General features: G+C 44.7%; 20 protein-coding genes, 2 tRNA genes, 1 rRNA gene and 1 pseudogene. 2 read left to right on the plus strand and 22 right to left on the minus strand.

The genetic code is table 11. The features are described 5' to 3' along the window. Positions 1 to 28: 28 nt before the first annotated feature. Together NUW02_03655 and NUW02_03660 are read right to left on the minus strand one after the other, a co-directional pair. Positions 29 to 1,075, minus strand: coding sequence for a glycosyltransferase family 4 protein (locus tag NUW02_03655; protein ID MCR4275107.1), 1,047 nt, complete (start codon positions 1,073 to 1,075; stop codon positions 29 to 31). A 3-nt stretch (positions 1,076 to 1,078) separates the two neighbouring features. Then, positions 1,079 to 2,179 carry a glycosyltransferase family 4 protein gene (locus NUW02_03660; protein ID MCR4275108.1) on the minus strand — a complete coding sequence of 367 codons (1,101 nt, stop codon included), beginning with the start codon at positions 2,177 to 2,179 and terminating at the stop codon, positions 1,079 to 1,081. A 118-nt stretch (positions 2,180 to 2,297) separates the two neighbouring features. Here NUW02_03660 and NUW02_03665 point away from each other — a divergent pair. Beyond that, positions 2,298 to 3,203, plus strand: a pseudogene (locus NUW02_03665) (NAD(P)-dependent oxidoreductase). Here NUW02_03665 and NUW02_03670 read toward each other — a convergent pair. The 19 genes from NUW02_03670 to NUW02_03760 all read right to left on the minus strand — a co-directional run bounded on the left by NUW02_03670 (position 3,200) and on the right by NUW02_03760 (position 19,322). After that, positions 3,200 to 4,222: a glycosyltransferase family 4 protein gene (locus NUW02_03670; GenBank protein ID MCR4275109.1), complete on the minus strand. Its 1,023-nt coding sequence runs from the start codon at positions 4,220 to 4,222 to the stop codon at positions 3,200 to 3,202. The pseudogene NUW02_03665 and the gene NUW02_03670 sit on opposite strands and share 4 nt — an antisense overlap. 84 nt (positions 4,223 to 4,306) lie before the next feature. Then, the gene (locus NUW02_03675; protein MCR4275110.1) at positions 4,307 to 5,557 is read right to left on the minus strand and encodes a glycosyltransferase family 4 protein; all 1,251 of its coding nucleotides are present in this window, start codon (positions 5,555 to 5,557) and stop codon (positions 4,307 to 4,309) included. Positions 5,558 to 5,665: 108 nt separating this feature from the next. Further along, positions 5,666 to 5,809: a hypothetical protein gene (locus NUW02_03680; GenBank protein MCR4275111.1), complete on the minus strand. Its 144-nt coding sequence runs from the start codon at positions 5,807 to 5,809 to the stop codon at positions 5,666 to 5,668. 3 nt (positions 5,810 to 5,812) lie between these two features. Next, positions 5,813 to 6,976, minus strand: a complete 1,164-nt coding sequence (locus NUW02_03685) for a lamin tail domain-containing protein (protein ID MCR4275112.1) — start codon at positions 6,974 to 6,976, stop codon at positions 5,813 to 5,815. An 86-nt stretch (positions 6,977 to 7,062) separates the two neighbouring features. Next, a complete protein-coding gene (locus NUW02_03690; protein ID MCR4275113.1) occupies positions 7,063 to 8,874 on the minus strand; it encodes a type IV secretion system DNA-binding domain-containing protein in 1,812 nt (603 codons plus the stop codon). Between the two features lie 207 nt (positions 8,875 to 9,081). After that, entirely contained in the window at positions 9,082 to 9,399 is a 318-nt protein-coding gene (locus tag NUW02_03695) for a hypothetical protein (protein MCR4275114.1), read from the minus strand. Next, positions 9,386 to 9,880, minus strand: a complete 495-nt coding sequence (locus tag NUW02_03700; protein ID MCR4275115.1) for a hypothetical protein — start codon at positions 9,878 to 9,880, stop codon at positions 9,386 to 9,388. The genes NUW02_03695 and NUW02_03700 overlap by 14 nt, the downstream gene beginning before the upstream one ends. Before the next feature lie 32 nt (positions 9,881 to 9,912). Beyond that, the gene (locus NUW02_03705; protein ID MCR4275116.1) at positions 9,913 to 11,226 is read right to left on the minus strand and encodes a putative glycoside hydrolase; all 1,314 of its coding nucleotides are present in this window, start codon (positions 11,224 to 11,226) and stop codon (positions 9,913 to 9,915) included. Next, positions 11,223 to 11,411 carry a hypothetical protein gene (locus tag NUW02_03710; GenBank protein MCR4275117.1) on the minus strand — a complete coding sequence of 63 codons (189 nt, stop codon included), beginning with the start codon at positions 11,409 to 11,411 and terminating at the stop codon, positions 11,223 to 11,225. Before NUW02_03710 ends, NUW02_03705 begins: the two co-directional genes overlap by 4 nt. Positions 11,412 to 11,745: 334 nt before the next feature. Then, positions 11,746 to 12,441 carry a 16S rRNA (cytidine(1402)-2'-O)-methyltransferase gene (rsmI, locus tag NUW02_03715; protein MCR4275118.1) on the minus strand — a complete coding sequence of 232 codons (696 nt, stop codon included), beginning with the start codon at positions 12,439 to 12,441 and terminating at the stop codon, positions 11,746 to 11,748. 65 nt (positions 12,442 to 12,506) lie between these two features. Beyond that, on the minus strand, positions 12,507 to 13,163 hold the full coding sequence (locus tag NUW02_03720) for a hypothetical protein (protein MCR4275119.1): 657 nt from the start codon (positions 13,161 to 13,163) through the stop codon (positions 12,507 to 12,509). A gap of 155 nt (positions 13,164 to 13,318) precedes the next feature. Next, a complete protein-coding gene (locus NUW02_03725) occupies positions 13,319 to 14,611 on the minus strand; it encodes a UDP-N-acetylmuramate--L-alanine ligase (protein MCR4275120.1) in 1,293 nt (430 codons plus the stop codon). Then, positions 14,595 to 15,107 carry an NUDIX hydrolase gene (locus NUW02_03730; protein ID MCR4275121.1) on the minus strand — a complete coding sequence of 171 codons (513 nt, stop codon included), beginning with the start codon at positions 15,105 to 15,107 and terminating at the stop codon, positions 14,595 to 14,597. The genes NUW02_03725 and NUW02_03730 overlap by 17 nt, the downstream gene beginning before the upstream one ends. A gap of 1 nt (position 15,108) precedes the next feature. Next, the gene (locus NUW02_03735; GenBank protein ID MCR4275122.1) at positions 15,109 to 16,635 is read right to left on the minus strand and encodes a Mur ligase family protein; all 1,527 of its coding nucleotides are present in this window, start codon (positions 16,633 to 16,635) and stop codon (positions 15,109 to 15,111) included. Between the two features lie 10 nt (positions 16,636 to 16,645). Beyond that, positions 16,646 to 17,770 (minus strand): alanine racemase, encoded by a 1,125-nt coding sequence (gene alr, locus NUW02_03740; protein MCR4275123.1) that lies wholly within the window; start codon positions 17,768 to 17,770, stop codon positions 16,646 to 16,648. Positions 17,771 to 17,966: 196 nt separating this feature from the next. Beyond that, positions 17,967 to 18,050 (minus strand) — tRNA-Leu (locus NUW02_03745). Between the two features lie 84 nt (positions 18,051 to 18,134). Continuing rightward, entirely contained in the window at positions 18,135 to 18,620 is a 486-nt protein-coding gene (locus NUW02_03750; protein MCR4275124.1) for a hypothetical protein, read from the minus strand. Positions 18,621 to 18,738: 118 nt separating this feature from the next. After that, positions 18,739 to 18,811 (minus strand) — tRNA-Ile (locus tag NUW02_03755). Between the two features lie 250 nt (positions 18,812 to 19,061). Next, positions 19,062 to 19,322 (minus strand): hypothetical protein, encoded by a 261-nt coding sequence (locus NUW02_03760; protein ID MCR4275125.1) that lies wholly within the window; start codon positions 19,320 to 19,322, stop codon positions 19,062 to 19,064. 1,003 nt (positions 19,323 to 20,325) lie between these two features. Here NUW02_03760 and NUW02_03765 point away from each other — a divergent pair. Continuing rightward, positions 20,326 to 21,237 carry a peptidoglycan-binding protein gene (locus tag NUW02_03765; protein ID MCR4275126.1) on the plus strand — a complete coding sequence of 304 codons (912 nt, stop codon included), beginning with the start codon at positions 20,326 to 20,328 and terminating at the stop codon, positions 21,235 to 21,237. Between the two features lie 332 nt (positions 21,238 to 21,569). Here the strand turns inward: NUW02_03765 and NUW02_03770 are convergent. After that, positions 21,570 to 22,341, minus strand: a 16S ribosomal RNA gene (locus tag NUW02_03770); the annotation flags it as partial.

Consider the following 22,341-nt stretch of genomic DNA (forward strand, 5'->3'; position numbering starts at 1 on the left):
TATCATGTTTTTGAACCCCGGCATGTACTTACAAATAGGAAAGTATTTTCGGGATAAGCGCCGATAGCGAGTGATTGTGTAGCACATACTCTCTACCCCCCTCACGTAAACGGTCTGATTCTTCATCCGACAATGCGCGGATAAACATAAGGGCTCGCACATATGCCTGCACGTCGCTTTGAGGCACACAACAAACCCGTTTGAGATCTTCGGACAGGTCTTCTGCAAGTGTTGGATCACAGGTTACTGGCAGTGTACCAACGGCAAGTGCTTCCAAAACAACTTTATCTAAACTACCTGTACGACTCGCATGAATAAACACATCTGCCTCACCAACGATATTTGCAATCTCAGCGTGTGATTGTGAACCTTTCCAAGAAATAAACGCCTCAATCTCACGGTCTTTAATGCGCTCAATAATGCTGTGTTTGTAGGTGTGTTGTGATCTTGTTTCTGCATCACCAACAATAGACAACAAACAGTGTGCTTCATTTTTGTGCATCACAGATATCACATCAACGACTGTTTCCAAGTCTTTCACCGGAGATATTCTTCCTACAGTAACAAGGTGCAGTTCATCACTTGTGCGGTGTGTACGAAAGGTAAAGAGGTCCGTATCTATGCCGTGTCCGACGTACTGGACGGCACGAGTGCGCAACGGAAAACTTTCCGGAGATGCGGTAAAAATAGTGTGCACCAAAGGAGTCGCGATACGAAGCGAGAGCGACGCATGTTTGTGCATGTACCAAAGAGCAATTTGCTTTTTCCACAACCTCCATAACAATCCACCGAGAATGACGTATATCTGATTCATGTGTACAAACACACTATCGTAATTATCACGTTCTTCACGAATATATCTAAAAAAGCGTTTGAGATACTGGATTCGTGATACTTTCTTTTCTTTTCCTAATGAAAGCACTCGAACATTTTTGGGCAACGAGTGTTTTCCCTCCTGTAAACAAATAACAATCACTGATTCACAGTGTTTTGCAAACTCCTCAATCCACGCATGAAAAAAACCGAGGATTGGATGCTCTGTATCAAGTACTTGAGTAATGATGAGTAACCGCATGTGTTATTTTTTGATTGCGCTCCAGTTCTGTTTAAGTTTGGCGACATATAATTCTGATGACAACAAAAGTTGAGAAACCACTCCCGCCGCAAGGAGGGCCCTCTCGTGGGCTCTTTGAGGATGCGCGAGTGTATCAATAAGTGCATTGGCTATCTTTTGAACATCACCCACGGGAACTATGTGTCCGTGTTCCTCATCTCGTAGCACCGTGCCCGCGATACCAACGTTTGTCGACACGATCGGTACTTCAGCAAGAGCTGCTTCTGCCATAGATGCACAAAAACCTTCATATCGAGATGTGTGAAGAAAAACATGTGCCTCTGTTAGTTGCGGTGTAAGATCTTGTACAAAACCAAGAAATATAATTGCATTTTCCAAGTTATATTTTCGTGCGAGCGTAAAAATGTGGGATCGCTGACTTCCTTTGTGTGCAATATATAGTTTTGCATCAGGCATCTGTGCGTGCACGCGTGCAAATGCAGAAAGTGCCGTCGGATAATCCTTTTCTTTTTCCAATCTTCCAACCATAAGAATTACTTTCTCTTTTGTTGATGGAGCACGTTGGACACGAGGCGTCTGGTCTGTTGCTACAAACATAGGGAGTACGGAAATTCGTTCGGGGGCCACTCCCATAGCATGGACGACTTTTGCCACACGTTCAGAAACAACACGAACAGATGCCGCACGACGAAGTCGAGAGGCCACACCAATCATACGTAGTTTGTTTCGTATCTCTTGACCTGAAAAACCTTTACCAAAATACGGACTACCAATATCTGTGTGTACTTGTAATTCAACTGGCAAACCGAGCTTTTTCCCCAACCGCAGCGCCGCAATACCATACTCAAAAGGATCTTGTGCGGTAATCAGGTCACAGCTGGAAAGAGATTTTCCTACTGCAACCGCGCGACGAATCCGCATACACGGATTGGTCGTTCCTGTAGGGTGTAAAAATACATTCTGAGATATTTTTTGAACCTCACCAACCCCAGGAGCAATGATGTGCAACTCATCGCACGCCTGACCGTAGAATGCCATTCGGGCGCGAACAGGACTTCCTTCAATAAAAAGGTTTTTGTCTGAACCAATAGAGATAACTTTCATAGGTAGTGATTCTCTGCTAGAGAAGACCATTTTAGCATATGAAAGCACTCTTCTCACGGCACACTAACAATGGTATTCTCTGTGGGTTAATGGGTATTTACCACTATAATTTCTTATTATGGATTTTTTAAAGAAAGAGAAACTGCAGATACTACTTACTGGTGATCGAGGTTTTATTGCACGTAAGGTTAAAGAGAGTCTTATTTCACTCGGACATACAGTGACCGGTTTTGATATACAAGATGGTTTTGATTTATTAAATCGAGATCAAGTTGAAGCTGCGGTTGCCACTGTAGATGTTGTGTATCACATCGCCGCCGAAGCCGACATGACACGGATGGTTGACCTCTCTGGAAGTTACAAAGGCACTGCAGTGAATGTTGACGGTACACACAATGTCGCATATGCATGTGCAAAACATAATAAGTGGCTTATTTATACTTCAACATGTTGTGTCTATGGTAACGTTACAGAACATCCAGAAAACGAGGATACAACACTACCGAATCCATCTGAATTATACGCATGTAGTAAGTATGCGGGAGAATGGATTGTACGATGATATGGTCTAAATTATGACATGCCATGGACAATACTTCGTTATGCAACAATTTATGGCGAAGGTATGCGAGAGGCACTCGGCGCATTTGTATTCTTTAAACAAGCAATGTTGAGACTACCTATCACTGTTCATGGTGACGGAAAACAAGAGCGTACACTTACGTTTGTAGATGACCTTGTCGAAGGAACAGTTGCACCACTTTCAAATAAGGAAAAGGCTCTTGGACAAATCTTTAATCTTTCAACCACTGAGCGCATCTCAGCAATTAAAATGGCCGAGGATATTAAATCTCTCACCAACTCATCCTCCGAAATACTTTTTATTCCACAAAGAAAAAATCAAACAATCTTTGAAGATGTAGATGCTTCAAAAGCTGAAAACCTACTTGGATGGAAAGCAAAAACACCCTGGAATGATGGATTGAAAAAAACGTACGAATGGATGAAAACACTTACTCTTTAGTGTTTCTGTAAAAAACTACTTGCAAGGACAATAAACTCTTTGGCAAGAACTGAGTAAGGTCTACGAATTGATAATTGGTTAATTTTTTCTTGATACTGCAAATACGTTGCGTCGTCAGCAATGGTAATAATTGCATTCGCAATTTCCTCGACATTTAGAGGGTCAACAGCAATAACCGCTGACCCTATCCTATTAAGAATACCGTTTTCTTTTGTAACAATCGCCGGTTTACCCATCGACAACAACTCAATAACAAAATTAGGACTAATCTCACTTAGTGAAACAACAACACCTGCATAGGCGCTTCTGAGTCGGTTCATAACTTCGTTTCGGGGAATATTGTGGTCTACAGTAAGTGTAATAGTAGGAACTTTCTTTTGGGCAATTTTAAATGCTTGCTGTAATAGTTCTTCATTTTTTAATTTCATCGGCCGACTAATCGTAATAAATTCTTTTGTTTCTTTCTGAGTAATCGATTGTTGTGGACTAAGATCGTATTGATTTTCAATGATACTCGTTGGGATGGTGTGAAAATCATATGACTTCTGCCATATATTTTTTTGATACTCGGTACTAAAGACAATATGTGTAAGCGATTGAAGAAATATTTGAGTGAGTCGCTTTATAACTTTATCTCTCGTAGTAAATTCTCCTTCGTGGTTATAAAAGTCGGTAAATGTAATTTTCTTTCCCGTTCGTTCAACAAATTGTTCCCACAAAAAATCTCCTCCAGTGCGGAGAATTGCGACACCTCCAAAAAGTTTCCGCATACACCCTATTGGTATACCAACACTGAATGTGTCGAGAACAAGTGTCCAATCAGTAAAAAGATATGCGGGAAATGTTTTGAAAAAATAGACGAGATGACGAATACCTGTTGGGAGATGTCGTTCGATAGAAAAAGTTCGTACGGTAACTTTGTGGCCGAGTTTTTCAAATTCATTTTTCAAACTCTCCGCATAGTATGACGGTCCGCCTGCATGTGGTGGGTATATCCCTGTTGCTATCAAAATTTTCATTTTTGTACGGTATCACGCATTTTATAATTCTATCTTTCTATAGTTCTATCGAATTATAGAACTTGTGGTGGTATATTTTTCTGCTCATTTTTCTTTATTTGACTCTTTTTTATAATAGCTGGAAACCTCGCCTAACGAAACACTCTCTAGAGTATCCTTCATTGACCGCGCAACTATGTCCCAATCATATTTTTCAACAACAAGTGCTCGACCATTCTGAGAAATCCTTTGACGCATACCAACATCTTGAATAAGTCGCTTCACAGCAAAGGCAATGTTTTCAGGATTGTGTACTTCACAAAAAACACCCGTTGCTTTGTCTCCGTATTCCTCAACATCAAACAAAAAGTCGGGAATACCACCGACAGGTGTAGCAATCACTGGAAGTCCAGCAGCCATCGCTTCTAGGAAGCTACTTCCCAACCCCTCTGATAGAGACGGCCGAATAAAAATATCTGACGCATGGAGATACGAAGGAAGCAGTTCGCGCGACATGTTTCCTAAAAATATAATTCTCTCCCTCACACCAAGATCTTTTGCCTGTTGTTGTAATGTATCAAGAAGTGGTCCTTCACCGCACAAAATAAAACGAATATTCTCTGGAAGTAATGGGAGCGCAGAAATGACATCCGTAATTCCATTCTTCTCAACAAGTCGTGATGTGGTGACCAAAAATATTTCGTCATCTTTTTTTTTAAGTTCGCCTTTAACACGTTCCACACTGTCAGATGAAACAGCGAGGTACTGTGAAATGGTTACCCCATTAGGAATAACAACTACTTTTTTTGTATGACCCATAGCACGAGCAAAATCCGCAAGAAAGTTTGAAATTGCCTGTACACACGCCGTGTCACGGAAAATCTTTTTTAAGAGCGGGGACACAAACCGAATACGACGACGTGATGTTATGTGTTCAACAGTATCTCCATCTTGAAGTGTCAATATGAACGGAACCTTCATTCCAAACATACGCGCGAGCACAGCTGGAAATCCCATGTACGTCATCAAAGACCACATCGCATCATATGGTTTTGTCTTATGAAGCGAGAGCGCTTTACGTGCGGCAAGAATTGGGTAGAGAATTTTGATGAAATACCACGGAAAACGTTTTAGATCTTGATGCGACATTCCCCGTTTCGAAGGACCAATTCTGTGGATGGTAATATTCCCCATTCTCTCAACAATAGGAAGTGTGCTGTCGGCTCGTAGAGTAATCATGTCAAACTCCATTTCAGAGGGGTTGATTCGGTCGGTAATTTCTTTCACCGCCAACTCTGCTCCGCCAACAAACGGCAGATACATGAGGGAAAATATGAGTATTCGACGCGGTTCCATTCCCCTATCCTACCACGCCACAACGTCCTGCCAGAACTACCAAAAAAACCAAACCAAAACTAACCACCAACTCCCAACCTCTAACCCCTAACTTCTATTACTTTGGACTTACCTGAATTCTTCAATAATTTCTATTTCGCCCGCTATGTCTGCTATAGAATTAGTTTTGTGTGTTTCAAAAAAGTGCTGGTACGCAACCAACAGAGTGGTTCCGAGAATAATCACAAACCATAAAAGCACAAATGGCCACATATGTTATTTCTTTTTTGAAATGCGCGCCTTCATATCCTCAATATTGTAGAGAACACCTTCAAAAGCCGCCGCTTCTTTTCCATTTGGATAGATGAGTGCCACACGATCTGTTTCTTTCAACTGCACTTTTGTTATCGTTGCGGGAAATGGAACCTTTGTGTGCGGTGCGATAGTGGTAGTCATGGGAATTGTAAATACGTGTCCGCGCTTTTTACCTTCTGCATATTCTGCTTGTAATTTCCATAACGAAAGGTCTAACGCCACATCACTATTGTTAGAAATTTCAACGTATCCATCTTCACCATAGAGTACGGAAGAAAGTGACACGTCCGCAGATATAACATGAACAGAAACACCATCGTGTGCGTGTTGATATTGTGCTGAAATTGATGTTACGGCTGTATATGTTCCCGGAAATCTGTATATGTGAGAAGTACTTTTTCCTTCTCCATCGTCACCGTCTCCAAATGACCACCGATACTTACTCACACCGGTGTGTTCACCAAATCTATCAACGCCGTATCCTTCAAAAAACGCATATGCGCCAGCAATTGCCTGCATATCTTCCCCCGCATACACAAAAAGGTTTTGTGTATATCCCACAGAGGTCTTCTTTGTCGTGGTTGATGTTGTGCTTGTACTTGCCCCTTTTACTTCGCCCGTACTTGGCGCTATGTGTTCCGTGCTGTTTTGCACACCTGGAGTTGGCACCCCTGTAATCCACAAATTGTCTGCTTGTCGCTGTGGTGTGTTCTTGGCTGTGTTATCTCCTCCCAGAGACCAGTTTGTAGCACCAATGGCACTATCTACAACCGCCCCACTCGCATCAAATAACTCCAATGTTTCCCCGGTATTACCAAGTCCTCCAGTATAAATAACCCCAGCAGAAACACCTAGAACTGATTCATCGTCGGTACGCTCAAGAAGAAAGTATCCTCCTGTCGGAATCTCGCCAGATAGAGTAATTTTTGGATCTTCATCTTGTGCCCACAGTTTCCATCCAGACAACGATACGCTTTCTGCCCCCGTATTATAAAGTTCAATCCACTCGTCATTTGCCGATACCGTTGTGCCCATCCACGCGATTTCATTAATAATAATTTGCGCATTTGTCACCATTGGCAACATGGCCAATGCGCACAAAAATAATAGTGTATTTTTTATCATATCCGCACACTGTAGCAATACGGAGATAAAAAGAATCTAAAGAGCCCCAGTCTCCACATGGAGACTGGGGCTCTGTTTTTTTAAAATTATTTTTCTCCTCCTTCGCGTTCAAAAAGTTTCTTGAGCACGGCCTCAGGAACTTCGTTTGTTTTTTGCTCTTTTGGTTTTTCTTCTGGAGGTTTTTGCGCCTGGGAGGCAACGCCTCCGTTTGGAGGCGTTGCCTCCGAATTTGACACTGGTGCAAAAGCTGGCTTTGGTATTGAAGCTGGGGTTGAAGTGGATGCTTTACCTGTAACAGCCGAGAGTGCCTGACGCAATTCTGAAAGATGCTCTGGTGTCGGCCCCTTGTTTGGTTTTTTTTCTCGCGGTTTTTCATGGTGTTGCAAGTGCGAAAGAGATACCGCTTTTCTAATCTCAGTTTCCCTATCTATAGACGTGCTTGCTTGTTTTGTATCATTAAAACGTCTTTGTGGTTGGTTGTGTGACTGATTTTGAGAACGATGTGTAGGTTGCTGTGTATGAGCACGAACTTCTTCGTGCGGACGACTCTGGGGAGATTTTTCTCCCTCTTTCTCTTTCTCTTTTTTAAGATCATCCGCAACATTAAAACGTTTTTGGTGCCATTTCAAAATCTCATCTTCAACAATGGCTCGTGGGCGCGAGAACTGGGCTCGCGAACGACCAATGGCGACATCACGATATGATATTTCAGGAGGGGTAATGGGAGACAGTCCAGCAGCTGAAAATGGGGCAGATGCCATTCCATCTATCATTAATTTCAAATACATTTTGAACGCACCAATACCCACCAAATCCTCCGCAGTAAATGTTGGTGAAAATTCCTTTTCTAGGTATTCAGCGTCAATCGCACCGACACGGAACGTCACCAGTGTCCCAACGTTGCCAAATACAGCCGCACGTACTTCATCACTCATTTGCTCAATGTATTGGTGTGCAATAGTAAGATTCAATTTGTACTTTCGTGCCTCTGAAAGAATGTCGGCGAATGATTCATTTGCAAATGATTGAAATTCATCCACATACAAATAAAAATTTGGTAGTTTATTTAATTCTGATTCGCGTAGGTCGGCGCGTGACATTGCCGCAAGATAAATTTTTGTGATAATCATTGAACCAAGAAGGTTTGCGTTGTCTTCACCGACCTGTCCTTTTGAAAGATTGATGATAAGAATTTTTTTCTGGTCCATCATGTCACGAATGTTGAAGGTAGATTTTGGTTGACCGATGATATTTCGAATAACAGGATTACCTGTAAATTGTCCGACTTTGTTTTGAATTGCAGGTGTTGCTTCTGCGGCAAATTTGTCAGTATATTTTGCAAACTCCTGCTCCCAAAACGCCTTCACTCCCGGGTCCGTTACGTGTGCGACCACTTTGTTTCTAAAATCTTTATCAACAAGCATACGGTTAACAGACAAAAGTGTTGAATCTGGATATTCAAGAAGTGCCAAAATAGTGTTGTTGAGAATGTATTCCATACGCGCACTCCATGCATCAACCCAAATCTTTTTAAACGCAGACATCAAACCAGCCAACACAAGGTGGCGCTTATCAGGACCAACATCTTCCATCACATTAAACGCAACGGGGTTATTGAGGTCAAATGGCGCAAAATACACCACATCATTAATGCGGTTTTCTGGAATGTAATCCAAAAGTAAGTCGGCACTTTTTCCGTGCGGGTCAAGAAACGCAAACCCTTCGCCGTTCTGAATATCTTGCACAGCCATATTTTCAAGAAGTGTTGATTTACCTGTTCCCGTCTTTCCGATGGTGTACACGTGGCGAAGCCGGTCTTTTGCTTTAATACCAAACTTCACTCGCTTGTTGCGGTAGTCCGTTTCACCGATGTACGTAATACGATTTGGATCAAACATGTGCGTGAAAATAGAACATAGTGAACTATCTGTAGTATACCCCATGAGATATTTACTCACCACACCCATCAGTATTGTATATATTGGATAGGTTATCTCACGGGGCAAGAAGCACAACGAGCAAAAAGAAAAAGCGCCGAGCTGTCCTTGCGGACGGCTCGGCGTGAAGCCTGTGTGTTTTTCAAAAAGAACACGATGGAGAAGAGGTCAGACAAGACGGAACGCGATCCACCCCATCTTCTTGCGCTCGTCGTCGGGCTCGCACTTCGTGAAACCAGCGAGTCCGAATCCGCGCGCCAAGACATGGAGCATGCGCTCAATCTCCGACTGGCACATGATAACTTTCTCAAAGACCTCCTCTTCCCGACCCTTGAGAAAGCCAATGGTCCTCCACTGAAGTGCCTTTCCACGACGTTCCACTCGCACAGTCACCGTTCCTGTACGGTAACCAACAAGGAGGAGAGCAATGTCTCCCGCCTTGATGCTCGTTCTCCAACGGAACCAACCCCACCTATTGAGAAACATCGTCACCCCCCAAGAAAAAGTGGTTGTTGTGGTGTCGCCCAGCATTGTGCCGAGCAACTTCTTCGAGTTTAAAGAGTGGTGAGGTTTTCAAAAAAGCACCGAGAACACCACCGAGCACTTCCACACCATAGGGAGGTATATCTAGCTCTACGGTAAACAAAGCCCCGCGCGTGTGTGCAACAAATCTCCATGGACCAATGTGCAGGAAAAGCGTACTTGGACCATAGAGCCAATCGTATCTTCGTTTCCGAAGATGCCTTCTCTCTCCTGGTATACACCAGCAGGGCTCAGCAAGTAGGAGAAGAAACCGAATCTCTTCAAGTACTGAAAGTCCTGGCAGAGGTCTCCACCCAACTATCCGACCACGCTCCTTGAACCTTCTTACGGCATGGTCCCTGATAACCATGTCCTGTAAAAAAGTTTGAGATACGGGGTTCATTTTCACCTCCTTCTTTTGTAATCTGATGACACCATACATCAAAAAATAATGAACGGCAAGGTGTATGGAAAACGTTATTGATTCAAGAGTGCGGCGCGTGTATACGTATTCCCCGCATCCCAGAGGGCCCATGAAGTCAGGCCGGCATCATATGTTGCCTGCATTTGTGCGCGCACCATTTCGGGAGTATACGTTGCCCCCATATCAAAATCTTGCAACCATGGACGCATTTGTTGTGCGTTGATATTACCGTGTCCTTTTTGCGATTGCTCACGCAAGAAAACCATAATTGTCGACGTTGCTGTTGAGACCTCCGCGGCACCCAAAAGTCGCGCGCGCTGTGTGGATCTGTCCATGGAATACTTCACCACTTCATATGGACTTGTTGCGGGCTTCGCAATACCAATGAATCCTGAATTATAGTGTGATGGATATACCATTGGCATGACAAAATCAAAATATGGCAACGCGCGTTCAAGCACTTGTCCAATACCGAGGTCATCAGTGTTTGTTGTTGTATATCCAAATAAATCAACAGAAAGAGCTGGCCGAGTTATATCTGACGAATCACGGCGTGAGGGACGTAACCCAGATGTTGGTGTTTCACCCGTAGCAAAAGATTCATAGAAGAATGAAAAAAATCGCTCCAACATTTCTGCTTTTGATACTCCTTTCGAAAATGTGAATGCAATATCTTTCATGTTACCGTCACTTGGATACCGAACGTAATCAAGATTGAGTTCATCAAATCCAATCTTGTATGATTCACGTCCGAGCTCCACAATATATTCCCAAAATGGTTTTGCTCCGACATCAATAAATGCCAAACCTTTGTGGTCTTTCCACACACTTCCGTCGCTCGCTTTCTTCACCGCAAGCTCTGGATGCACTGATGTGTAGTACGGGTCTTGAAAAACAGTAATGCGGGCAACAACATATATATTTTTACTGTGGAGTGTTTTAATAAATGCTTTCATGTCGCGCGCTCCGCACGCGTCCGACACCGCAGGGGCAAGAATTGGGTTGTCAGTTGTAAATCCAATCTTTCCTGAAAAATCTTTTACGTCAATAATGACACTGTTGAGTTCTGTCTCATCAATAAGTACCACGAGCTTGTCACGGAATGAAGGTGTACCGACAACACACTGCGACATATAAATTGCCTTCATGGGTTCTGGTGTTGGCATATGTACAACATCAGGAACTTCTTTTTTCTCTATTTTTTCAGCAAGCACCTCTGCGCGCTCGGCCATCCGCGTGTATGTTGAAGAAAAGACATTTGGTGCAACAAAAAAACCTACGCACAGAATGGTGGCAGTCACCAAAGACCCCACAACAATCTTGTGTGCATGGGGCATTACTTTCTTTTTTTGTGGTGCCGTGTTCATGCCTGAATATCAGTTGGTTGTGTTGAAGATTTTTTTTCGTACCGTAAATAAAGTCCCCACCCAAGAAGAAATAGGCCCCCCAGAACACTTATCCATTCTTTCCACATAAGAGGAATGGCAATAACGTGTCCAATGCTCAGAATAATGCCGAGTACAATGAGAACCGTGGTCTGTTTTTTGGTCATACCAGAGAGTATATCCCGCGCTCACCGTCTTACCAAATGTGTAAACGGGAAATCATGGTGAGGTGAGTGTTGGATATACCCTGTTGAGCGGCCAGTTTCTATTTTCTTTATTTTTGGTATGTACCAATATATCGGTACATACCCATATTTTTTGCTACGCATTTCTTTTTTCTAGTGCGATATATCGCACTATTTCATTCGATATATCGAATGAAATGAAAAACAAAAATAGATACGTCCTTATATAGAACACTATTCCCCCGATACAATCACCACCCCAGTAGCAGAGTACACCTGCCTGCCGCAGGCAGGGCTCGCTACGGGGCAGGTAAACTCACTTTTTGCTGGATACAATAACTACAAACTCACCTTTTTGTTTTTCCTTCCGTGTTTCAAAGTGGGCCAATACTTCTTGTGCATTTCCGCGTACAATTTCTTCATAGATTTTGGTAAGTTCACGCGCGATTGAAATAGTTCGTGTTGCATCAAGTGATTCTGCAAGCACGGCGAGTGTCTTCATTATTCTGTGGGGTGATTCATAAAACACTGTTGCACGTTTTGATTCTGCTATTTCTTTAAAAAGAGTTTGCCGTCCTTTCTTGTGAGGTAAAAATCCGAGGAATACAAAGTCAGCAATAGGTACCCCAGCGATGGAGAGCGCAGTTGTTAATGCCGAAGGTCCTGGAATTGCTTCAATACGCACGTCGGGCATTTTTTCTCGAATAACTGAAACTACAAGAGACCCTGGGTCTGAAATTCCCGGAGTTCCCGCATCAGACACCAGTGCAACTTTTTTTCCTTCAGTGAGCGCCCCCATCACTGAACCAATTTTTGCGTGTTCGGTACGTGCATTCAACGAGGATGTGCGTGTGTGAATGTCATACTTATCTAAAAGTCGTTTGGTCACACGTGTATCTTCACAAAAAATAACATCCGCTTCTTTAAGCGTGCGAAGTGCACGAAGAGTTACGTCTTCCAAGTTCCCAATTGGTGTACCGACTATAAAAAGTGTTCCGAGATTTTCTTCCATAGGATATGTATACTATAAAACGAAATGTCCTGCGAGGAAAACTCCCTCACAGGACGAAACTACATTCACGGATGCTTGAGAAGCTGATCATCGAGACCGAGCCCGGCGTTCAGTCTCCGAGTAAATTCACGGATTTTTGCCACGCGCATCCCCTGATTTGGACCTTCCTTCTCAAGAAAGTCCGCGATTCTGTTGAAGATGCGACCGGCCTGTTTTTTTTCATACAACGAACCAGAGACGACAAGCTCGGCGGCAATCTCTTCTACGGCTGCAAGGCCGATGAAGATTGCCGACGGTTTGCTCGGGTAATCCTGTGGCAGGCACTCGAGCGATGTCATTGTGAGAAGGGCTCTCGTGTGCTGACTCGGATTTCTGAGGAGGCCCGCCTGCGCAATTTGAAACGCCGTTTTTTTAAACCTCATCTTCGCAAGAACCGTAGAGACAACGTCGCATTGGTTTGCCGACAAGAACGTATTGAAGCCCCCTGCGAGAAGAGCGCTCATCAAAGCGAGAATCGCCGAAGGTAGTCCTAGTGGCAACCACAGAAAGACAAACCAAAAGGCTTTTTCGAGCCGTACCGAATCTTCTGCAGCGAGATCATCCCAGCCCTTGCGCATCGCCCACACTGTAGTGGCAATGCTGTACATCGTACTTGAAAATGAAACGAGTGCGCTCACGAGACCAAACAGAACGAGCTCCGGAATGAAACGGAGTAGCGCCATGACGAACAACAGAAGCTTCGCCCACCATCCCGAGTACTTCCAGTGAAGATCGCTGTAGAATTCCTTGAGCCTATTCACATGAACCCCCGTATTCCTGCGTAGTTATTATTGAACTTCCTAAAATAAAATACCAGAAATATCTACATAAGTCAACGCTATACCAATAGGCGTTCGCCAACTTTGTAAATGTCTCCTGCGCCCATCGTTATAACAACATCGTTCGGCTCAACACTTCGAGAAAGCGTGTGCGAGAGTGCATCAAGCGTTTCGTATGATTCTACCTGTTTACCATACTGTCGCAACGCATCGCCCAGCATGTGGTGGGATATTGAAGGGTCGTGCGCTTCTCGTGCCGCGTAAATTGGTGCCAAAAGAACCCTGTTGGCATTATGAAAACTTTCTGCAAAATCGTTAAAAAAAGTTTTTGTTCTGCTGTAGAGATGTGGCTGAAACACAACAACAATATTTTTATCAGGAAATCGTTTTTTAAAACCAGCGAGCGTGGTACGAATTTCTTGTGGGTGATGTGCATAGTCATCAAATACTTCTGTTCCCCGTGTGGTACGTCCTTTATATTCACTTCTCCGCCATGTTCCCCGAAAATTCGCGAGCGCGTCGTTGATAGTTTCTTCGGGAACACTGAAAAATTCACCGACAGTGTGTGCAATAGCGGCATTCTTTGTGTTGTGTTCACCAAACACAAAAAGTTCTCGGTCTGGATTGTAATGCGCCATGTAGTTGAGTATAGGAACTGAAATACCAGCGAGTGTTTCTTGTACAACAGAATCATCGGTGTTGCACACAATGGCACCATACGAAGGCACTTTGAGGGCCAACTCTCGAAACGCACTTTGAATATCTTTCAAATCTTTGTAGTAATCCAAATGGTCTTCGTCAATGTTGGTAATCACCAACACACTCGGATGCAAATGTAAAAAAGAACGTTTGTACTCGCACGCCTCAACAAGAAAACGTTTTGTATGCCCCGGAACAAAATTACTACGTCCCCCTTTGAGCAAGGAACCCACGATAACCGTTGGATTGATATCTTTTGCCAACACGTCTGCAATCATTGCAGTTGTTGTTGTCTTTCCATGTGTACCCGATACCGCAACGGTAAAAGCTTCTTTTGAAATTTCTCCAAGTACTTCTGGATATGAAAGCGTGGGGATATGCAAACCTCGCGCACGAATCATTTCTGGATTGTCCCCTGCAATTGCTGGCGAATACACGACCAAATCAGCAAACAATGGAACATGGTGTTCATCGTGCCCTGGTCGCACACGCACACCAATGTTTTCCAGGTCGTGTGTAATGGGCGACAGTACTCTATCCGAACCACTCACGTGTTTACCGTGGTACTTCATCATCCGTGCCATAGCAGAAACACCAATGCCCCCAACGCCGATGAAGTGAATGTGTTTTGTTTTATTAAGATTGAGCGACATGGTTGATATAGCTTGCAATAATTTTTGATTCATCTAAATCTGTTCGTTCAAATCGTTTTCCTTGTTCAATAAAAATATCGTGTAATTCTTTCGGCTCAATCCACTGAATAACGCTCCCCGCCTCAAGATCGTCTTTCGCTCGCAATGATTCGTCAAGGCTTTGCTTCTCTACATGAAAGTAGAGGGTTGTTTTCTCAACCATACTACCACTTGAGGGTCGTGGAAATGTCGATTGAATTGACCCAAGATATCCTCGTATAACACCTGTTGCACCAAATTCTTCACGAAGACCACGCACGAGTGCTCCTTCTATAGTTTCTCCTGGTTCAAGTGTCTCACGCATCAGTAGGTGGATTGCTCCTGTTATTCCACGTGAAGCAAGCATTGTGTCGCTATTAAAAAAATGACAACACACACGTCCCTGCTCATCAGTAAGCACAGCTCCTATGGAGACATGGAATGGAAGTTTGTCGCTCGATTGAAAAAGATGGCCCATACTAGATTTTTTGAATTGCCTTCATAAACTGATCCCCACGGTCATATTCGTTGATAAACGTTCCTTTTGACGAAAATGCGGGGCTCAGTAGTATTGTATCACCGACTCGCGCAGCGCGACGCGCCGTTGTAACCGCCTCCTGCATACTCTCAACTTCTGTTACAGAATCAAAATCCTCATCGTGAATCAGAGGGCGTATGCGCGTCGTTCCTACCCCTTTCAATAAAACAAGTGCACGGCAATGTTGTGGTAATTCATTCATGAGTTCCCCCATAGGAAGTTGTTTGTCCATACCACCCATAATCAAAATAATATTTCTTTCTTTCGGATTTCGAGTTTCGGATTTCGAGCTTAAAGCGCGTAGCGCCGCCATTGTTGCCTCTGGCATTGTTGCCGTCGTGTCGTTGTAGTACTTTACCCCTTCTTTTTCAAACACAAACTGCAAACGCCCCGCCACTCCAGCAAAACTAGCAACAACATCTTCAATTATATTTTCTGGAACACCTAATTCACGAGCCGCGGATGCGGCGAGTGTGATGTTTTCTTCGTTGTGTTTCCCTTGTAGTGACAGTGAGTGGGATGGAAACATTTTCTTCTCGCCGTATTTGAGACGTGGTGCGTGGTGTGGGTGGTGTTTTTCAACCCACGGTGACACACTCGTTCCTATAAAACACATATCCTTTTCTCCTTGAAAACAAAATATATTTGCCTTGTCGTTGAAATAACGATCCATTGCTTTCTCTAGCGCCTCCGGCGCTGTTAAGGTATCCCCACCATAAGCCGAGTCGCCTTTGGCGACACCGAGGTCGGCTTGCTTGATAATGCGCGAGCCACCGCTCGCACTAATCGTATCGCTCCCAGCGTTATCGCTGGTAGCTTTCAAGTAGTAGTCCATATGGTCTGGCATGAATGTCGTAAATACAGACACATGCGGACTCATTTTTGAGTCTCCAAAACTCTGCAGTTGCCACGAATCTAGTTCAAGCACAAATATGTCATCTGGTTGTAGGTCATCTAAATATGACAACGTTGAAACTCCTTGAATATTTCCTCCCATACGCACGCGCTTGTGTGGAAACGCACGAATGAGCATTTCTGCAATCAAATGCGTGGTTGTTGTCTTCCCTTTACTTCCTGTCACGCCAATAAGATATTTCTCTTTTTCTTTTCCAAGTCCTTTTTTGTATTCGTGTAAAAGACGCACAAAAAGAGACACGCTCTGTTCAATTGGTGTGTTGTATTTTTTTGCTTCAGCAAGAAATGTTGAATCAGGTGGCACGTTTGCGGCGCGAATAACAATATCGCGGTTTTGAAAATCGGTGAGTTTGTGTTCGCTGAGCGTAAATGAAACGTTTGGAAAACTTTTCAGCTTCTCAACTGACGAAGCCAAGTGTTCAACGGTTTTCATATCTGTCACACAAAGCTCCGCACCATGTTGTGCCAAAAAAATCGCATCACCAATTCCTCGCCCAAGGAGTCCGAGACCCATCAGTGTTATTTTTTTCCCTTTAAAATAGTTGTCTGGCATGTGGCAGGTACTATATCATGACACGCCGTAGAGTCGACGGAATATGTACCAGAATATCGTACGGAATGGTGTTGCACGTTTGTGCCATATTCATAATCGAATTTTTATCTTCTGGATGAATACTCATAACAATCGCCTCACCTCCTTCTTGTACATCGGTTACATCTGTTACATCAACAGTCGTCATGTTCATACTCACACGACCGACAATGGGGCACATACTACCTTTCACTTGTACAAAACCTTTATTTGAAAGGCGTCTATCAACACCTTCGTAGTATCCAACAGGAATGGTGGCAACAAGTGTGTCATGCTTTGCAGTCCATGTGTTGTTGTATCCGACGGTTTCACCTTTTGGCACAAGACGCAGAGCCGTCACACGCGTTTTCATTTCAAGCGCTGGTTTCAGGTTTGTGCCCGATGCAATACCATAGAGCCCAATGCCGAGCCGTCCGACATTTGCAGAAATTTCTTTCACAAAACGCATACCCGCCGTGTGGCTGATGTGATAATACTTTGTATCGGGAATACGTGTACGCCATGTTTTGGTAAATTCATTCCATTGACGAATTTGCTCTCGAGTGAATGCGTCGTCTTCTCCATCCGCATCGGCAAAATGCGAACACACACCTTCAATGCGCACACTTCTATTTTTAAGCACAAGATCAAGAGCAGAAGGAACATCAGACAGTGCTATACCTTGTCGGTGCATACCTGTATCTATTTTTAAGTGAAGCGCTTGTCGTACTTTTTTTTCAACAAGTTCCCGAAGTTGCGTTATAGAACCAACCGTAAATGCAACATCTGAAAGAGTACTTTCTAAAATGTTATTCGTTAGCGTGTATCCAATAACCAAAATTGGAGTGCGCAAACCTTCGTTGCGCAACACGAGTGCCTCGTAGTATGAATCCACAACAAAAAAAGAAATTTCAGGTTTGTCTTCAAGGATACGTGCAACATCCACAAGTCCATGTCCGTACGCATTTGCTTTGAGTACTGGTGCAATTCCCCACTGTGGAGCACAGCTGGCAAATACATTCAAGTTGTACAGAAGGGCATCTTTTGAAATACGAACCTCTACGAGTGGTTCGTATGCAAAGCGTTTTTTTCGAAGTTGTCTAAATAAATTTCTCATGTGGGCGAGAGAGGATTTGGTCACGAGTTACTAAGTATTTTACTCGCTTCGCGATTAAAATCCTAAGTACTCTCAACCCCGGCTCGGCGACAAGCACTCGCTTCGCTCGTCTTGTGTACCGCCTGTGCCTTTCTCGTCCTCCTCTACCCTACAAAATAAAATCACCGAAAGCTTGCACTTCCGGTTCTTTATTTTGTGGGCGAGAGAGGATTTGAACCTCCAATCCCTTGCGGGAACTACGACCTGAACGTAGCGCGTCTACCAATTTCGCCACTCGCCCGGTAGAGTGATAGTAGCAAAGATACCTTCTAAAAACATCATGCCCCGCCGTGTTCGCACGGCGGGGCTTTGAGATGAAGAGCAATTACATAGTGCCACTGACTTTCTGCCCAGCGGCCCACGCGTAGTAATCAAGGTCTTCGGCAAGTTTCGGGAACACTGCACAAATCTCGGTGAGAATTGTGGGAAGTGCCCTGCGGAACGGCAACACGAGTTCGTTGGGAAGGCGCGAAAGACGATTCTCCCTCTTTCCACTTTTAAAGTAAACCCCGCCGATGTCAAACGAGCCATGCGGGTGACATATCCAGAAGAAACGCCATCCTTCTTTCCCATCTTCGATCAGAGCGACCCCCGTGCCCTGAACTCCTGGGAGCCCCACCTTGAAGAGGGTCTCCTGCGCCCCGAAGGTGAGTCTTCCTTTTTCCGCCACTACACCTCGCTCTCGCACCAGAAGCGCCGGGACCACAATGGCGAAGAAGAGGGCAATCTCCTCCCGCCATCGATTGGTCTTTCTCGAACCAATAAATTGCACAAGCAGTTTGTTTTCCGTGAACTTCTTCCCTTCCCCCATGTCTTCCTCCGTATCCGGTGGGCCCTATCGGGCGACATGTCGTCGGTGGAATTACCGACGGTACTACAAAATCTAAACGCACAATACGCTTCTGTAAATAGGAAGTCAAATATTTCAGTGCGCGCGCTAGGATTCGAACCTAGGACCCTCCGAGTATCAGTCGAATGCTCTACCAACTGAGCTACGCGCGCATTGTTCATACTTGCACAAGCGCAAGTGAAACAAATATAGCAGAATAGTCTTTTTTTCTCAATTGTACCGATATATCGGTACACGGATAGTTTGCTATAAAAAACCACTATTCTATTCTCTAATTCGCGCGAATTAGAGAATAGTTTTGTATAAACCCAGCACTTAAGTTAAGTGCTGGATAAAAAAACAGCCGCCTTTCCCCGAAGGGTGACGGACTGTTTGTGTGCCGGGGTTGAACCGACACGGTGACTACATCTTTCCGAAGGCCGACTTCGGAAGCGGCTTGGTCGTGGCACTAACCACCAAGATCAAACCAACGGCGATGAAGACACCTGAGCAGAGAGAAAAACCGAAGATACTGGAGCCGTCGTGCGGCACGGGCAACTGCTTGCCGATTTGCTCTTCCTCGACACGCGCATCTGCGTTCTGGAGAACGAAGATGCCCGCAACCCCGAAGAGAACGAACGCGACGGTGAAGAAGGCAATTGCCACCTTCATCAAATTGCTCATGTGGTTTCCTTTCGTGCTTCGGTTTTTCGTGCCTTGGTTTTTTCGACCCAACAAGCGAGCCGATAGAGAAGCCAGAGGACAACCCTTGCAGAAATCCATGAGAGGAACAGGGCCCCTGCCACAATTCCCAGAACTTTGAGACCAAGTTCCATCATGGTACCTCCACGTTGGTTCGGTTGACTTCTTCAACCCGAAGAAGCTGAACATCGTCCGGGGAAGTTCCCAACGTCGCCCGGTTCAACAATATCACCGCAGCAGCATCATCTTGTAACTCTCGTATCTCCGAACAGATGAGCACTGAATCAGGTGCCTTCTTACGACCCCTCAACGGGTTCTTGAAGACAATCAAATATTTCGGCATGACTTCCTCCTAAATTGTACGTGGGGAAAATTCCCCGATTCATCCGTTGTTTATGGTAGCACAAACAAGCACTTTGTCAATACCTACGTTAGGGATTCACCCGAAACAGGCTAAAAATAGTATATTTAAACGCTTTCCGAAGGTTTAACCTTCGGAAAATAACAACACCCCGCCATCCATAGTTTTATACATAGGATCGGCGGGGTTTACTTCTCGGGAAACCAATCCAACTTCCACTTCGATCTAAGATACATGCGGACGGAAGCGACGGCACAGATGGGAGCGGCCACTGAGAAAACCGCGCTCCACACCACCACCACAAAAACAACTCGTGCAGAATTGCCAGGTGATAGCATATCTTCCCTCCTGATATTGAGAGATGGTTCTCCGAAACGATATCCAACACTCAGTATGCACCTACAGTATTTTTTGTATACCCCGTTAGATACTCGCCATACAACATATGTAGGTACTATAAAAATATCTAATGGGGTCGAATACAAAACTACCTCCTCAGTACCTTAAAAAATTATCCACCGACACTCAATCCTGCACGCACAACACTTGATATACTGTGGGTATTAATTTCGTTTCCTGCGTATGCAGGAATACGTAGATTGTTTATCACGTAAATACACTAGTATGAACACACGTCACATCACATTTTTTTTCACAAGCATTGCTGTCGTGGCACTACTCTCATTTTCATCAACCACATACGCCGCAAGTGAGTGTGTGTTTGAACGCGACCTAGAACTCGGTATGCAAGGTGAGGATATCCGCTGTTTACAGCGATACCTAAACAGCGCCGGTATCACGATTGCACAAGATGGCCCCGGTGCGCCTGGACAAGAAACATCTCTCTTCCGTGAAAAAACACAGATTGCAGTTGGGGCATGGCAAACACTCAACGGCATTATGTCGGCAACGGGATATTTTGGACCCGTATCACGTGGAAAATATCTGGAACTCACTTCAGGCACACCAACACCCGTCACACCCACACCAGTGCAGCAACCAACGCCGACAGAGCCAGATGACTCCGAAGAAGATGCTAGTTCTGAAGAACAGGACGCACGTGAATTGCTCAAAGATGTGATTGATGCGATTGATGACGCAGAAGACGAGATTGATAACGCCCAAGACGATGGCGAAACCGTGACCGAAGCAGAAAACGAACTTGCTAGTGCCCGGGAGAAGTTGCTCAATGCACTGTATGCATTTATTGACGAGGACTATGAGGATGCGGTGAAGCGCGGACAGCGTGCACTTGATTCAGCACAAGACGCCAGTGATGAAGCTGGTGGCAGTGATGAAGACAACGCAGATGAGGCAATTGAGGATGCGGAGGACACTATCGACGAAGTACGTGATGCAATCATTGAAGCAGAAGACGATGGTGATGACGTCGATGATGCGGAAGAACTTCTCAACGATGCGGAGAATGCACTTGATGATGCACAAGATTCATTTGACGATGAAGAGTACGAAGATGCAATTGATTCGGCAGAGGAAGCACAGGACCTTGCGGAAGAAGCACGCGACGAATTATAGAAACGAAAACAAATACCCCGCGCCAAATGGCGCGGGGTATTTTTGTATATAGAAATACACGAAAGCCCCGTTTTCGCGATGCGAAAACGGGGCTCCCTATTTTTTGTTACATGCTTCGTGGTACACGTTACATGTTTATATCACAGTCTTTCTTTTGTTCTGCTCAACCGGTCTTTCCCTGGTGTCCAACTGACTTAAGGATGTCCAGTTACTATCCATCACGTACTCAATTGAGGTACATGATATCGACCGCCTAGATTCGAATGTGAGATTTTTGGAAGCTAAGCTCCCAAAGGGGAGCTTAGCTTCTCATCTCGCATCGAACGATTGTCATTTGACTAAATCCACGACCAGCTTCCGCTAGCCGTGCCTTGTTACGCCTTAACCCTAATTATCGAACTTACCTTCGGTCCCAATAAATGGGAACTTCGGGTATTCCCGACTCTTTTGACTTGGCGGGCGGTGAGTACAAGGCTCGAGAACGTATTCACCGTGGTATTCTGACCCACGATTACTAGCGATTCCAACTTCATGAGGTCGAGTTGCAGACCTCAATCCGAACTGAGGATGGCTTTATTAGGATTGGCTTGGCGTTACCGCCGCGCGACCCGTTGTACCACCCATTGTATCACGTGTGTAGCCCGAGGCATCAGAGGGACATGCTGACTTGGCGTCATCCCCACCTTCCTCCCAGCACGGAACCCACGAAACATGAAACATGAAACATGAAGCAAAGAATTTTCTTGCTACATGTTACATGCTACACGCCTCATGTTCTCTGTGCTGGGCAGTCTTGTCTGACACGTATAACAGACAATAGGGGTTGCGTTCGTTACCCCACTTAAGGGAACAGCTCAAGCCACGAACTGACGACAGCCATGCATCACCTGTCCAGCCGCCCGAAGGCTCGTAAAGTTTCCTCTACGATTCGTCTGGATGTCTAGCCTCGGTGAGGTTCTTCGTTTAGCGTCGAATTAAACCACATGATCCACCGCTTGTGCGAGCCCCCGTCTATTCCTTTGAGTTTTAACCTTGCGGTCGTACTACCCAGGCGGACAACTTAACGCGTTAGCTTCGCCTCTCAGAGGGTCGATACTCCGAAAA

The sequence above is a fragment of the Candidatus Campbellbacteria bacterium genome (assembly GCA_024653945.1).
GTDB lineage: Bacteria > Patescibacteriota > Minisyncoccia > Phycocordibacterales > EsbW-18 > EsbW-18.